We start from the raw sequence: 14,123 nt of genomic DNA, 5'->3' as shown, positions 1-14,123 counted from the left end.
TATTTTTTTTTGCGCTAATCGGGACTCATTATGACCTATAGGGTCTTATTTAGTCCATGATAGCAGAATAGGAGGAATTTACATGGTAGTCAAAGAGAAAGTTGTAAATGAAATGCAGGAAGTAAAAGAGATGATTGATACGTTAGTGAATAACGGTCGAAAGGCTTTACAAGCATTAGAAAGTTTTACACAAGAGCAAATTGACAACATTGTTCATGAAATGGCATTAGCAGGTGTTGATCAACATATGCCGCTTGCGAAGTTGGCTGTTGAAGAAACAGGTCGTGGTGTATATGAAGATAAATGTATTAAAAATATTTTTGCTACTGAATATATTTGGCATAGCATAAAAAAAGATAAAACAGTAGGGATTATTCACGAAGATCCTCATGAAGAAATAATAGAAATTGCGGAACCTGTCGGTGTAGTAGCTGGGGTAACGCCAGTAACGAATCCAACGTCGACAACAATGTTTAAAGCATTAATCGCGATGAAAACGAGAAATCCAATTATTTTCGCATTTCATCCTTCAGCACAAAACTGTTCCATTGCAGCGGCGAAAACAGTATATGATGCAGCGGTGAAGGCCGGGGCACCAAAACATTGTATTCAGTGGATTGAAAGACCTTCTGTCGAAGCAACGAAACAATTAATGAACCATGAAGGTGTTGCGCTTGTTTTGGCAACTGGAGGAGCAGGTATGGTGAAATCAGCTTATTCTACTGGAAAACCAGCGCTAGGTGTAGGTCCTGGTAATGTACCATGCTATATAGAGAAATCAGCGCATATAAAACGAGCTGTTAATGATTTAATTTTATCAAAAACATTTGATAACGGTATGATTTGTGCATCAGAACAAGCAATCATTGTAGACAAGGAAATTTATGATGATGTGAAAAAAGAAATGATTGCAAACAATTGTTACTTTGTAACAGAAGAAGAGAGAAGAAAATTAGAAAAGCTTGTTATTAATGAAAATACATGTGCAGTAAATAGTGATATTGTAGGGAAATCAGCACAGTACATTGCCGCATTAGTTGGAATTACTGTGCCTGAAAATACAAAAATGCTTGTAGCTGAAATACAAGGTATCGGAGGAGCATATCCACTATCTCGTGAGAAACTGAGTCCAGTATTAGCTTGTGTAAAAGCAAATTCACTAGAAGAGGGACTTACATATTGCGAAGACATGTTAGACCTTGGTGGTTTAGGACATTCAGCAGTCATTCATTCTACAAATAAAGAAGTACAAAAACAATTTGGATTACGTATGAAAGCTTGCCGTCTTATTGTAAACGCTCCTTCATCACAAGGTGGAATCGGTGATATATATAATGGATTTATTCCATCACTTACGCTTGGTTGCGGCTCGTATGGGAAAAACTCAGTTTCTCAAAACGTAACAGCGACGCATTTATTAAATATAAAAAGGTTGGCAAATAGAAAAAAGAATATGCAGTGGTTCAAATTACCACCAAAAATTTATTTTGAAAAACATGCGACAGCATATTTAGCAAATATGCCTAACATTTCACGTGCATTTATTGTAACGGATCCAGGAATGGTTGAGCACGGATATGTAGATACGGTTACGCATTATTTACGTAAACATGCAAATGATGTAAAAGTCGAAGTTTTCTTTGAGGTCGAGCCAGATCCATCAGATGAAACTGTGTTTAAAGGTGCGGAAATGATGAGAAGTTTTAAGCCAGATGTAATTATCGCACTTGGTGGTGGTTCAGCTATGGATGCAGCGAAAGGGATGTGGCTTTTCTATGAGCAACCAGAAACAACATTCTATGGAATTAAACAGAAGTTTTTAGATATAAGAAAACGTACATGTAAATATCCGGAATTAGGAAGTAAGGCGCAGTTTGTTGCCATTCCAACAACATCAGGAACAGGATCAGAAGTAACACCATTTGCGGTTATTACAGATAAGCAAAATAATATAAAGTATCCGCTCGCGGATTATGAATTAACACCAGATGTAGCAATTGTTGATCCACAGTTTGTAATGACAGTACCACCACATGTAACAGCAGACACTGGTATGGACGTATTAACGCATGCAATCGAGGCGTATGTGTCTGTTCTAGCAAATGACTATACAGATGGATTAGCATTAAAGGCCATTGATCTCGTATTTAAATATTTACCAAGAGCATTTAAAGATGGAAATGACGAAGAAGCACGAGAAAAAATGCATAATGCTTCTGCAATCGCAGGGATGGCATTTGCAAATGCTTTCTTAGGTATTAATCACAGCTTAGCACATAAAATTGGACCGGAATTTCATATTCCGCATGGGCGTGCGAATGCAATTCTTATGCCGCACGTAGTTCGCTATAATGCTATTAAGCCAAGAAAACACGCATTGTTCCCAAAATATGAGCACTTTGTGGCTGATGAACGCTATGCACATATTGCGAGAATGCTCGGGCTTCCAGCAGGCTCGACAGCAGAAGGTGTGGAATCCCTCGTCCAAGCAATTATTGAGCTTGGAAAAAGCTTAAATATAAATATGAGTATTGCAGGACAAGGAGTTGCTAAAGACCAATTTGAAGAGGTTGTTGGATTATTAGCAGAAAGAGCTTTTGAAGATCAATGTACAACAGCTAATCCGAAATTACCTCTTATTTCAGAGTTGAAAGAAATTTATATGGAAGCATATAAAGGGGAGTAATGGGTATGAAAGAGTCGCAATAAAGCGGCTCTTTTTCATTTGGAAAACATCTCCCAGAATGGCTGTATTTACTGGTCTTTAAGTTTAATAGAATATGATACAGTGAAATAGAGGAGTGAGAATATAATGAAAGAATTACAAGGAAAAATAGAAGATTATACTCGGTTCGGACAAATCCTTCTCGCTGTAAGTACATTGTTAATGGTTGGCTTATTGATTCCGAATGGAGCAAAAGAAGCAATACAATCTTTTGTTATGATGGGGAGTACCGTTATATTTTTAAGTTTATCATTCTTTTTCTTTCAGCGTGTGAAAGTGATGCGAGAACAGTTAGAGGGAAACGAATGTGAGTAATATTATGAAATAGAGCACTACGAAAAGAATGAATCTTTTTGTAGTGCTTTTTGTTTTTGTAAAAAATGTATGCGGTTTATATTGACAATGATAATCCTTATCAATTAAAGTAGAATAGTAGTTAATGATTATCATTATCAGTTAGAGGTGAAAGAATGAAAAAATCTATTACGCTATTCACAGCGATTTTATCTATTTTTTTCTTGTTAATAGGTTGCAATGCAAAGGGAGACGAAAAAGCATCTGCAACAAAAACAGAAAAAGGAAAAGAGAAAATCGAAGTTACCGACCTATCAGGAAGAAAGGTAACATTCGATAAAGTGCCAGAGAGTTTTGCAACATTAAGTATGGGGGACATGAATATTATTCATGCTTTAGGCGGAAAAATAGTAGGTCGTCCGGATGCAAAAATAACTCTTCCAGAGGATGTAAAGAAAGTACAAGTAATCGGGAATGCACATCAACCGAATTTTGAGCAAATCGCTAGTTTAAAACCGGATGTACTTATTGCTAACAATGGGTTTCAAAAGAATGTTCCAACGGTTGAAGGGCAAGGAACGAAAGTAATGATTTCTTCTGCGAATTCTGTACAAGATATTCAAAAGAATATTGAACTATATGGAACGATAATGAAGAAAGAAGATAAAGCAAAAGAACTTAATCAAAAAATTAATGATCAAATGAAGACATATGAGAAAAAGAGTGATGTGAAAGCACTGTTAGTATACGGAGCACCAGGTACTTATTTAGCAGCATTACCAACATCTTTATCAGGTAATATTTTAGAAAAAACAGGCGGAAAAAATATTGCAGCTAATTTTCCGGAAATGAAGGAATATCCGCAATATGCGCAGCTAAGTGTAGAACGTATTATTGAGGCAAATCCAGATGTGATTTATTTAATTACACATGGAGATCCAAATAGCGTTAAAAAAGCATTTGAAGGCGAAATGATGAAAAATGAAGCGTGGAAAAATTTAGATGCAGTAAAACAAAATCGTGTAGTTATTTTGCCACCAGACTTATTTGGATCAAATCCTGGAACAAAAGTTACAGAAGCAATGGACTTTATGTATAAAAGTATACAAGATGTAAGGAAATGATAAGTATGGAAAGTAGTGAAGTAGTAAGGGAAAAGGAACATCCTTTTGCGAAAAAAAGATGGATAATAGCAGTTACTTTAGTTGTATTAACGATTCTAGGTCTTTTTTACGGTCTTTTCGCAGGAAGCCTATCCTTTTCTTTACGAGAAATTCTAACAGGGATACAAGATGAAGGTTCGACGGTTCATCGAATTGTATGGGACCTTCGTATACCGAGAGTGCTCGTTGGATTTATAGTAGGAACATGTTTAGCAGCATCTGGTGCACTGCTACAAGGGGTTATGAGAAATCCTCTTGCAGACCCTGGTATTATCGGGGTTTCATCTGGAGCAGGCCTTGTAGCAATTGTAATTATGGTTTTATTCCCTCAGCATATGGCATTTTTACCGCTCGGGGCGTTTATAGGAGCTTTCATAACGGCGATGGTCATTTATGCTTTATCATGGCAAAAAGGGGCGCCGCCTTCAAGGATTGTCTTAGTAGGTGTATCAATCAATGCATTAATTGGTGCAGCGACGTCAGCGTTAATGTTATTACATAGTGACAAAGTACAATCGGTGTTACCTTGGTTAGCAGGTGGCATTGGTGGTGTAAGTTGGGCACATTTAAACATGGTTATTTATTATGCAATATTCGCTATTATATTAGCCTTCTTTGGTATAAAACATATTCGAGTATTAATGCTTGGAGATGAAATGGCGAAATTATTAGGTCATAACGTGGAGAAAAGCCGGTTTTATTTAATAGTAGTAAGTACACTATTAGCTGGAATTGCAGTTAGTGTTTCTGGTCTTATTGGATTTGTCGGTCTTGTTGTACCACATATGTTACGTTTATTAGTTGGAAATGACTATAAATATTTACTGCCATTATCATGCCTTGGCGGAGGTATATTACTTGTTTTCGCGGATGCGATAGCTCGAAGTTGGTTCGATCCAATTGAATTGCCTGTTGGTATTTTATTATCCTTCTTAGGCGGTCCGTTCTTCTTATATTTAATTTATAAAGGAGGAAACAGTAAGTAAAAACAGAAGGAAATGTGGACATGCTTAGTAAAATATAAACATGAAACAATATAAACCAAAAGAGTTTTCAGGGATGATTAATGTATCTGTTAAGACATTACAAAGATAGGTGTATTCATTTTGGTTAGGACTGGTTTGAGAGATTTCTTCATAAGGTGGGAGTAGAAGTTATTATTGTTAATAATAACAAGTTATCTCCACAAGAAGAACTTATTCAGGATATATGGATTGAGGAAATAAAAAAAGAAAATGTCGGAGGATGGAGAGCTATGAAGAAAGCATACCGAATAGAGATTAAACCGACAAATGAACAAATAACCAAGATAAATCAAACGATTGGGGTGTGCAGGTATGTTTACAATCTATATATATCTAAAAACAAAGAGATATATGAAGCCGAGGGGAAATTTCTCAGTGGCTATGACTTTTCTAAATGGTTAAACAACATCCATACAAAAGAGTGCGACCAGTGGGTTAAAGAAGTGTCAAGTAAAGCTGTAAAACAAGCGATTATGAATGGAGATAAAGCTTTCAAGAAGTTTTTTAATGGTTTGTCTAAGTTTCCACGCTACAAGAAAAAGAAAAATGAAGATGTAAAATGTTATTTCCCTAAGAACAATAAAACAGATTGGGCAGTGGAAAGACATAGAGTAAAAATCCCTACGATTGGATGGATGAGATTAAAAGAGCATGGATATATCCCAAAAGATGCGGTTGTAAAAAGCGGAACGATTTCTAAAAGAGCAGGAAGATATTTTGTATCTGTTCTTTGCGAAGTGGAAGAAACAAAAACGAAGCCAATACTCCATTCAACCGGTTTAGGGATTGATTTAGGTGTGAAAGATTTCGCTGTACGTAGCGATGGAAAAACTCATAAAAATATAAATAAAACAGTACAAGTAAAAAAGATAGAAAAACGGTTGAAACGTGAACAACGCTCTTTATCACGCAAATTTGAAAATATAAGAAAACGAGGTGAACAACCTGTTACTAATAAAAGAGCGAATATAGATAAAAACATTCTTAGGGTGAAAAAACTACATGCTAGGCTAGCAAATATTCGATTAGCGTATGTAAAGTCTATTGTAAATGATGTGGTGAAAACCAATCCAACGTTTATTACAGTAGAAGATTTGAATGTGAAAGGTATGATGAAGAATAAACATCTATCTAAAGCAATTGCTAAGCAGTGCTTTTATACGTTTAAAACATGGTTATTGACGAAATGTGAGGAATATGGAATTGAACTGCGTCAAGTAGATAAATTCTATCCCTCGTCAAAGATATGCTCATGTTGTGGTCAAAAGAAAGCAGACTTAAAGCTATCAGACCGAGTATATGAATGTGACTGTGGTAATGTAATGGATAGAGATTCGAATGCGTCAATCAACCTTCTACAAGCAAAAATATATACAATACTAACGTAAATAGATTGTATATATGTACGGTGGGCTACATCGGAATTTACGCCTGTGGAGTGTTACAGCAAACTGTAGTAGCGAGTGGTTGGCAAGGCAGGACACGTAGAAGCAGGAATACTCTAAGAGTATATATTTATCTATATTTTTAGTAGCAGGAAGACAACGTGATTTCCGTTAATAAAGTGTTTTACGCACATTCTGAAAGATTTCAAATGCAAAATATGAATGTACATATTAAAGCTGGAGAGGTCGTTAGTTTAATTGGACCGAATGGATCAGGGAAATCTACTTTGCTTCGTTTAATGGCAAGACTACTTAAACAAAGTGAAGGGGATATCATTTTAGATGGAAAAAGTATTCATACGATGAAAAGTGCCGATGTAGCGAAGCAATTAGCGATGTTACCACAAATGCATGATCATCAATTAGATTTAACAGTGAAAGAATTAATCGAATTTGGAAGAGGACCTCATAAATCATGGAGAGGTCGCTTAAATAAAGACGATGAAAAAATTGTTGATTGGGCATTGTCTGTTACAAATCTTCAAGGGTATGAATATCGCCTTTTGCAATCTTTATCAGGAGGAGAAAGACAACGTGCCTGGATTGCAATGACGCTAGCACAACGTACAAATGTCTTATTATTAGATGAGCCAACAACCTTTTTAGATATCGTTCATCAGTTGGAAGTAATGGAACTTGTGAAACGGTTAAACGAGGAGTTTGGCATGACAATTGTAATGGTTTTACATGATATTAACCAAGCGGCTCAATATAGTGATCGTTTACTCGTATTAAAGCGAGGGCAGCTTCAGTATGACGGTATACCAGAAGAAGTGTTATGTCATGAAATGTTTCAACGTGTGTTCGGCATAGAGGTAGATATTTTTCAAGGAAGTGACAAGCCATTTTTCATACCAAAACGAATTTCTAAAAAAGGAGGAGCAAGATGCGAACAGAAGAATGTATTACCACTGAGTTAGTAAGAGAATTTGTTATGGCAGCTCACGGAGATTTAGAAAAAGTACAAGAACTGTTGGCTGAATCGCCAAGCTTACTTCATGCCTCTTACAATTGGGGCGGATCAGATTGGGAAAGTGCGTTAGGAGCGGCGGCACATGTAGGTCGTAAAGATATTGCTCTCTATTTACTAGAAAAGGGTGCTCGAATGGACATTTTCGCGGCCGCGATGCTTGGAGAATTAGAAGTTGTACAAGCTATTTTAGTAGCACAACCAGAGGCATTGCGTGCATCGGGTCCACATGGTATTTCCCTTCTTCAACATGCACGAATGGGTGGAGAACAAGCACAGCGTGTATTTGAGTACTTAACGGTGATCTCTTAATGACCGCAAAGGTTCTTATGTGCGGTAAACTTTTCACTTTCATATAATTGAAAAGTTTACCGCCCGTTAGAACGGGATAAGTATCTAGTATATTTGAAAATCCTACACCCCCCTCAATTGTAGTTTTCTTTATGCTAGTTATGATATGGATGCAGTAGACAATATTTGTCTACTGCCTTTTTTAGATTCTTGAGGGATTGAATATTCTGTATTTTATTCTTGGTTCATTTATAATAGATAGTAACATTTTAGGATATATACAAAACATGATCGTGTAGTTAAGTACAAATTCGTGGGAAGGAGTGCAGAGATGTTTCATACAGATCGTTTACAAATTCGCAAATATACAATGGATGATTTGCAGTTCTATGCTTCGCTATGGGGAAATGAGAAGGTAATGCGCTATATTGGAAATGGGACGTTAAAAACATATATGCAATGTAAAAAAAGTTTGGAGGAGTGGGTGATTCCTAGCTATAAAAACGGTCTTGGTTTATTTGTATTGATTGAAAAGGAAACGGGAATACGAATTGGTCATGCAGGGTTAGTAAAGCAGCAGATAGATGGAAAAGAAGAAATTGAAATTGGTTATTGGTTATTACCTCAGTATTGGGGAAAAGGGTATGCGAAAGAAGCAGCGGCAGCATTTCGAGACTATGGTTTCCAAGCGTTACGAATGAATAAATTAATTTCTCTTATTAATCCGGATCACCCCGCCTCAATCTTTGTTGCTAGAAAAACAGGGCTTAGTTATGAGAAAACAACTTCATTTCATGGGATGGACGTTCTTGTTTATTCCATTAAACGCGTTGGATGAAAAAAGGTAAATTGCATCTTTTGAAGAATGGTATATAAAAATAAAGGGGGGATTACATGTATATTTATCATAATGGCCTTATTATTCGTGAGGGAACGAATGGTGTGCCAGCATATGCAATTAAAACTTTATTCGAAGATGCTGGTTGGAGTAATGATGATATCCCTTCTTGGCAAATTGAAAAATTCACGATAGCATTTGAAAATTCAACATGGGCATTCACAATTTGGGATGAAGAAGAGATGATTGCGATGGTTAGAGTCATTTCTGATGGAATCATGATCGCGAACATAGTAAATTTAGTTGTGAAATGTGAATATAGAGGGAAGGGATTAGGTAAGAAACTTGTCGCTCTTTGTTTGCAAAAGTTGCCACATGGAGACTGGTTTGCACATACATCTGCGAGTAATTTTGATTTTTATAGAAGTTGTGGTTTTGAGGTGAGAGAATTATCGAGAAATGGAACATGTGCGTACTACGGGTATCAAGTAGCAAAAAAAGATGGGCACCGATAAAAGTAAGATAGTGTAGAAAAAGGATGCTATTTAATAATATAAACTGAACTGAGACTCATTTTATGATAAAATAAAAGAAAATTCTGTTTATTAAACGGGGGATAAAAATGAATGTAAAAGTTGGGGATGTATTTAAATACGAAAGAAGATTTACTGAGGAAGAGGTTTTTGAATTTGCAAATATTACAGGAGATAAAGGTAGGCATCATATGGAATATGATGAAAAAGGACGTTTAATGGTTCATGGTTTATTAACTGCTAGTATTGGAACGAAAGTAGGAGAAGAATTACATTACATAGCAAGAGAATTAGTAAGTGAGTTTATTAGACCGGTTTTTACAGGAGATACGATCACTTGTGAATTAACTTTAACAAATATTGAACAGATGGAAGGATATAAAAAGGTTTCAATCGAGTCAGTTTATCGCAATCAACATGAAAAGACTGTACTAGTTGGGACAAGTTATGGCGTTATAAGGGGATAAAAAAGAAGCCTGATTTACAGGCTTCTTTTTTATTTAATAAACACGTTTTCGATTTTCTGCATGACTAGAGATGAGTAATAATGCAGTTTCTTCCCCTATATTACGAACGATATGAGGAACACATGCATTCCAGGAGAAAGAATCACCTTCTTTTACTATTGCAATATCTTCTCCATGTTGAACTTCTAGTTTTCCGCGTAATACAAGGTGACATTCTTCCCCTTCATGGGCATTTGGTATATTTTCTTTCGGAAACCCAGCAGGAATTTCCACGAGGTTTAGGCGGAGGCCACCTTGCTCTGCAACATGTTCAATTCTTTGTTCATCTTTTCCGTATACACTGTATTTACGCTCTACCTTTTTGACAACTTTCAACCGATCTTTTTGTTCTAATAATAAATAGGGAAGGGGAACGTTTAAAAAATTGGAGATTGTTTCTAAAGTTGAGATAGATGGTGATGTTTTATTATTTTCAACCTGACTCATAAATCCTTTAGAAAGACCTGTTCCCTCACAAATTTGTGCGATTGTTATGCCTCTACGTTGACGAATTTCACGTATTGCAGAACCAATATTCATAAAATCAAGCTCCTTTTTGTAAACAACTATTTGTATCATAGCAAAAAAAATATATTTTTTCCCAGTGAAAATGAATTGACGAATAAAAAAAATTAGTGTATGTTTTGTAATGTAAAAAAAAGTTTTGCATAAGAAAACTATAAAGGAGAGAATGAAATGAATCAACATATCGGTAACTTAATTATTCGTATCGTGTTAGGGGTAACATTCTTTATGCACGGTTTAACAAAATTCCAATCGGGGATTGACAATATTGCAGGGTGGTTTACAAGCATTGGTTTACCAGGAGGTCTTGCATACGGTGTAGCAACAGCGGAAGTAGTTGGTGGTATATTGTTAATTCTAGGTTTAGGTGTAAGATATATTGGATTATTATTTGCACTTGTAATGGTTGGAGCAATTGTAAAAGTAAAATGGTCAGCTGGTTTATTAGGGGATGGAAAAAATCCTGGCTTCGAATTAGAACTTGCATTGTTAGCAATGGGTGCGTACTTATTTGTTGCGAAAGCAGACGGTTTTGTAGATAATTTCTTAAAAGAGAAAATGTCAAAGAAGAACTAAATTAAATGGGGGGCTAACAAGATGAGTTTTCAACTTCATCCCGATACAACACTTGATGTTGTTCATTTATATGTATCAAATATAAAGAAATCACTAGAGTTTTATACAGAAGTACTAAGTATGAAAGTACTAAAAGAAGATGAAATGGTCGTTACATTTGGGAATGAAAATAACGAACCACTCCTTATCATTGAAGAAAAGAAAGAAGCTTTACCAAAGCAAAGAGGGAGAACGGGGTTATATCATTACGCAATTTTACTACCACGTAGACAGGATTTAGCGAATATTCTTCGTCATCTTGTAGAAATGGTATATCCACTGCACGGCGGAGCCGACCATTACTTTAGTGAGGCCCTCTATTTAGCTGATCCAGATGGAAACGGGATTGAAATTTATCATGATCGCCAAAAAGAAGTTTGGCGTGATGAGAATGGAGAACTACCATTTGTTAGTAACCCGTTAGCTGGTGAAGAATTATTGCAGCAAGGAATTGCGTGGAATGGTTTTCCAGCTGGTACTGTGATGGGGCATATTCATTTCCATGTAGCTGATTTGGAAGAAGCGAAACGTTTCTATGTGGATGGTCTTGGTTTTGAAGTAACAATCCCAGCTCGTAATGGCGCGTTGTTCGTATCGGCAGGTGGCTATCATCACCATATCGGTTTAAATACGTGGCAAGGTGAAGGAATACCGCCGCAAATGCCAAATTCTGTTGGCTTGAAATATTTCACAATTGTACTAGCAGATGAAAAACAAAAAGAGCAAGTATGTGAAAGCTTAAAAAATATTGGCAAGATTGCTACGTACAAAGATGGAATATTACAAGCCCAAGATCCATTTGGACATTGTATCCATTTCAAAATTAAAGGAGAAGCCTAAAAAAGGCTTCTCTTTTTTTACTTTCTTATAATTGCTTTTTCGTTTTGTAAAAATAGTTCATTAAACTGCTTTGCAAGCTCAAAATCTAGTTTCGTTAAACCTTTTGCATTCCAAGATGACAAAGTAATAATGACTGCTTTATACTGGATAAGGATAAATGGATGGTGATTACGTTCTTCTGATAGTTTGGCGGCTTCAGAGACAAATTCGACTCCTTTTAAGTAGTCGGAAAACATATATTTTCGTTCAATCCATTTTTCATCTTTTATCATCCATTTATCCACCTTTAATAATTCCCCTTGAACTTCTTCTTCAGTTAATCGTAGCATCATTTTTCACATCCTTTACATGCAGTAGTGCAAGACCATTGTTAATAAGGCGTGTTACAGCTTCGTCAGTTGTGAAAGTAGAAAGTTGTTGTAATAATGCTGCTGATGTTTCGTGTCCTTTGTTATGCTCTAAAAGTAATTCTAATATTTCAAGGCGAAGCAGCCATTCTTTCAGATAAAATTTATTTAATACCTCTTGAATTGCTACTAATTGATTGACATGTGCGTCGTGTAAAATACCTCCACCTCGAATATCACGAACTGTTTGATACATACGATCCAGCTCAGTTAATGCAAGAGGTGCTGGAGTTTCCTCTGTTTCTTCATCAATTGGGAAAAATGATGCTGCATCTGCTGCTCCTGGGAATACTGAAATGATTTGTGAGCCAACAGCCATATCAAATGCGCCCCATGAAGCATCAAATAATACGCGGGCGTTATAAGTAACTGTGCAATCGATAAAGGAAATAAGAGCAATTTTCTTATCGTTTTTTATAATATCTGTTACTTTTCCTTTTACATGAATACCACTTGCAAAAGTAAACTCAGCAATATTTCCAATTGTAATTCCTAATGATTGTAGTTGTTCATCTGTACAATTTTCTAATGCAATATTTTCAGTGAGTAATCCAATTGGTGTTCCAAAGCCGTCACTGTGTATAGATGTAGAATGATTCGCTAGTTGTTTATTATGAATTGCTAATGCAGTTGGTGAATTTGTTCGCATGTAAATCACTTTACCTGCATCGTTTTCAATTGTCTCGCTGAATGTACCTGTAATCTGTAATCCACTAGTTAGTTCAGCAGTTGCATAGTTTTCAGAGCGAATCGCTTTTTCTAAACCTTCCTTTCCACCTGTTTTAAAGGCCATCGTTTCAGCAAATGTCTCAAGTGCTTCAGTCAGCTCTTCAAATGATTCACAAACAAATAGTTGTGGTTGCATTTTTGTTACGTCATAAGTTGTACCTGTACATGCCTCGATAGAGAATGGAACCTTTTCTACAGCGTCCGTTAAGCAATGTTTGCTTTCGCCAACAGAAGAAAGGAGACCAGCACCATATATTTTTGGAGCATCTATATTTCCGATTAACCCATATTCTACTGTCCACCAGAAAAGACGTGAAATTTGTTCAGCTTCTGATAAACCAGAAACTAATTTTTGTTTTTCAATTACAGTATTTTCAGCAGCGGCAACTTCGTCAGGAGTAGAAGTAGGGCTTTCTTTTACGATTGTTAATGTACGAACAGCTTCAAAAGCATCATGTTCTTCTTTTGTGGAGAAAGCTTTCGCACCAATTTGTCCAAAGCGTTTCACATACTTCGCATATGTAGGATCCAGTAAAATAGGTGCGTGTCCTGCTGCTTCGTGTACGATATCTGGAGCTGGTGTATACTCGATATTTTCTACTTTGCGAATATCTGTTGCGATTGGTAGTAATCCGTGTCCTTGGAAATCAAAGAATGCTACGCCGGGAATAAGTCCATCAATTGTTACAGCTCCCCATCCGCTTGGTGCTAAACAGTCATTCATTTCTTCTACCTTTGGAATTGCATCTATATTTATACCAGATGATTGTAGTCCGTTCACATAGGCTGGATGAGCAACGTCTTTTAAGAAACTATGATTTTGTCTCATAATGTAACGCCAAACAGCGTGATTCACCGGTGTATATTGATCATAATGCTGCGTGGATACGAATGGTTTTAAATGCGATGGAATTTCTGTTTTCTTTGTCATTTAGACATCCTCCTTGTTTTCTATAAAATTGAATATTGGTTGGGTATAGCTGAAACCACCACCTTTCAAAATTGTAAGCGCTTATAAAATTTTATCATAAGATTCGGAATTATTTAACATTTGTTTCTGTGAGAAATAGAAAAAGCCCCTATCGGAAAATCCGATAGGGGCGAAAGAATCGCGGTACCACCCTATTTGTAAGTGAAAAAATACTTACATCTCAATTAATGATAACGGAAAAACTCCGTCTTTTCCTTCATGCGTACAAGCACTACGAAAAAGAAGC

15 protein-coding genes and 1 other annotated feature (1 of these 16 cut by a window edge) are annotated in these 14,123 nt (G+C 36.3%); of the genes, 12 read left to right on the top strand and 3 right to left on the bottom strand.

Translation table 11 applies throughout. The features are described from left to right. Nucleotides 1-82: 82 nt before the first annotated feature. From adhE to DM800_RS21605, 10 genes are all read left to right on the top strand, one after another. On the top strand, nt 83-2,686 hold the full coding sequence (adhE, locus tag DM800_RS21665; protein ID WP_147787565.1) for a bifunctional acetaldehyde-CoA/alcohol dehydrogenase: 2,604 nt from the start codon (nt 83-85) through the stop codon (nt 2,684-2,686). Nucleotides 2,687-2,812: 126 nt separating this feature from the next. Next, a complete protein-coding gene (locus DM800_RS21660) occupies nt 2,813-3,040 on the top strand; it encodes a YrhC family protein (protein WP_048541451.1) in 228 nt (75 codons plus the stop codon). 155 nt (nt 3,041-3,195) lie between these two features. Then, nucleotides 3,196-4,143, top strand: coding sequence for an ABC transporter substrate-binding protein (locus DM800_RS21650; protein ID WP_147787564.1), 948 nt, complete (start codon nt 3,196-3,198; stop codon nt 4,141-4,143). A gap of 5 nt (nt 4,144-4,148) precedes the next feature. Continuing rightward, a complete protein-coding gene (locus tag DM800_RS21645) occupies nt 4,149-5,168 on the top strand; it encodes a FecCD family ABC transporter permease (RefSeq protein WP_147787563.1) in 1,020 nt (339 codons plus the stop codon). A 269-nt stretch (nt 5,169-5,437) separates the two neighbouring features. After that, the gene (locus DM800_RS21635) at nt 5,438-6,595 is read left to right on the top strand and encodes an RNA-guided endonuclease InsQ/TnpB family protein (protein WP_147787574.1); all 1,158 of its coding nucleotides are present in this window, start codon (nt 5,438-5,440) and stop codon (nt 6,593-6,595) included. A 158-nt stretch (nt 6,596-6,753) separates the two neighbouring features. Continuing rightward, nucleotides 6,754-7,572 (top strand): ABC transporter ATP-binding protein, encoded by an 819-nt coding sequence (locus DM800_RS21625; RefSeq protein ID WP_088123434.1) that lies wholly within the window; start codon nt 6,754-6,756, stop codon nt 7,570-7,572. Beyond that, nucleotides 7,539-7,934 (top strand): ankyrin repeat domain-containing protein, encoded by a 396-nt coding sequence (locus DM800_RS21620; RefSeq protein ID WP_087985284.1) that lies wholly within the window; start codon nt 7,539-7,541, stop codon nt 7,932-7,934. Before DM800_RS21625 ends, DM800_RS21620 begins: the two co-directional genes overlap by 34 nt. 310 nt (nt 7,935-8,244) lie before the next feature. Beyond that, the gene (locus DM800_RS21615; protein WP_000469127.1) at nt 8,245-8,751 is read left to right on the top strand and encodes a GNAT family N-acetyltransferase; all 507 of its coding nucleotides are present in this window, start codon (nt 8,245-8,247) and stop codon (nt 8,749-8,751) included. 56 nt (nt 8,752-8,807) lie between these two features. Continuing rightward, nucleotides 8,808-9,266, top strand: a complete 459-nt coding sequence (locus DM800_RS21610) for a GNAT family N-acetyltransferase (protein ID WP_087985282.1) — start codon at nt 8,808-8,810, stop codon at nt 9,264-9,266. A gap of 107 nt (nt 9,267-9,373) precedes the next feature. Beyond that, nucleotides 9,374-9,751: a hotdog family protein gene (locus DM800_RS21605; RefSeq protein WP_001101451.1), complete on the top strand. Its 378-nt coding sequence runs from the start codon at nt 9,374-9,376 to the stop codon at nt 9,749-9,751. 33 nt (nt 9,752-9,784) lie between these two features. Here the strand turns inward: DM800_RS21605 and DM800_RS21600 are convergent, their stop codons facing one another. Next, complete coding sequence (locus DM800_RS21600) at nt 9,785-10,330, bottom strand: helix-turn-helix domain-containing protein (RefSeq protein ID WP_147787562.1); 546 nt, start codon at nt 10,328-10,330, stop codon at nt 9,785-9,787. A 156-nt stretch (nt 10,331-10,486) separates the two neighbouring features. Here DM800_RS21600 and DM800_RS21595 point away from each other — a divergent pair, with 156 nt between their 5' ends. Both DM800_RS21595 and DM800_RS21590 read left to right on the top strand, forming a co-directional pair. Further along, nucleotides 10,487-10,891 (top strand): DoxX family protein, encoded by a 405-nt coding sequence (locus DM800_RS21595; protein WP_001071550.1) that lies wholly within the window; start codon nt 10,487-10,489, stop codon nt 10,889-10,891. A gap of 21 nt (nt 10,892-10,912) precedes the next feature. Continuing rightward, nucleotides 10,913-11,770: a VOC family protein gene (locus tag DM800_RS21590; protein WP_088064448.1), complete on the top strand. Its 858-nt coding sequence runs from the start codon at nt 10,913-10,915 to the stop codon at nt 11,768-11,770. Between the two features lie 17 nt (nt 11,771-11,787). Here the strand turns inward: DM800_RS21590 and DM800_RS21585 are convergent, their stop codons facing one another. After that, nucleotides 11,788-12,102, bottom strand: a complete 315-nt coding sequence (locus tag DM800_RS21585; protein ID WP_087985280.1) for a 4a-hydroxytetrahydrobiopterin dehydratase — start codon at nt 12,100-12,102, stop codon at nt 11,788-11,790. Beyond that, nucleotides 12,083-13,837 (bottom strand): aromatic amino acid hydroxylase, encoded by a 1,755-nt coding sequence (locus tag DM800_RS21580; RefSeq protein ID WP_147787561.1) that lies wholly within the window; start codon nt 13,835-13,837, stop codon nt 12,083-12,085. Before DM800_RS21580 ends, DM800_RS21585 begins: the two co-directional genes overlap by 20 nt. Before the next feature lie 162 nt (nt 13,838-13,999). Next, nucleotides 14,000-14,123, bottom strand: a binding site (T-box leader) (it continues 104 nt past the right edge of the window).

The sequence above is a fragment of the Bacillus sp. AY18-3 genome (genome assembly GCF_008042305.1).
Classification (GTDB): Bacteria; Bacillota; Bacilli; order Bacillales; family Bacillaceae_G; genus Bacillus_A; species Bacillus_A wiedmannii.
The sequence above is the reverse complement of the archived record's forward strand: the minus strand, read 5'-3'. Positions and strand labels throughout refer to the sequence as shown.

Bases quoted from the DNA above. Each gene is read 5' to 3' on its own strand.
- adhE (WP_147787565.1), top strand. From the start codon at position 83: ATGGTAGTCAAAGAGAAAGTTGTAAATGAAATGCAGGAAGTAAAAGAG.
- DM800_RS21660 (WP_048541451.1), top strand. From the start codon at position 2,813: ATGAAAGAATTACAAGGAAAAATAGAAGATTATACTCGGTTCGGACAA.
- DM800_RS21650 (WP_147787564.1), top strand. From the start codon at position 3,196: ATGAAAAAATCTATTACGCTATTCACAGCGATTTTATCTATTTTTTTC.
- DM800_RS21645 (WP_147787563.1), top strand. From the start codon at position 4,149: ATGGAAAGTAGTGAAGTAGTAAGGGAAAAGGAACATCCTTTTGCGAAA.
- DM800_RS21635 (WP_147787574.1), top strand. From the start codon at position 5,438: ATGAAGAAAGCATACCGAATAGAGATTAAACCGACAAATGAACAAATA.
- DM800_RS21620 (WP_087985284.1), top strand. From the start codon at position 7,539: ATGCGAACAGAAGAATGTATTACCACTGAGTTAGTAAGAGAATTTGTT.
- DM800_RS21615 (WP_000469127.1), top strand. From the start codon at position 8,245: ATGTTTCATACAGATCGTTTACAAATTCGCAAATATACAATGGATGAT.
- DM800_RS21610 (WP_087985282.1), top strand. From the start codon at position 8,808: ATGTATATTTATCATAATGGCCTTATTATTCGTGAGGGAACGAATGGT.
- DM800_RS21605 (WP_001101451.1), top strand. From the start codon at position 9,374: ATGAATGTAAAAGTTGGGGATGTATTTAAATACGAAAGAAGATTTACT.
- DM800_RS21600 (WP_147787562.1), bottom strand. From the start codon at position 10,330: ATGAATATTGGTTCTGCAATACGTGAAATTCGTCAACGTAGAGGCATA.
- DM800_RS21595 (WP_001071550.1), top strand. From the start codon at position 10,487: ATGAATCAACATATCGGTAACTTAATTATTCGTATCGTGTTAGGGGTA.
- DM800_RS21590 (WP_088064448.1), top strand. From the start codon at position 10,913: ATGAGTTTTCAACTTCATCCCGATACAACACTTGATGTTGTTCATTTA.
- DM800_RS21585 (WP_087985280.1), bottom strand. From the start codon at position 12,102: ATGATGCTACGATTAACTGAAGAAGAAGTTCAAGGGGAATTATTAAAG.
- DM800_RS21580 (WP_147787561.1), bottom strand. From the start codon at position 13,837: ATGACAAAGAAAACAGAAATTCCATCGCATTTAAAACCATTCGTATCC.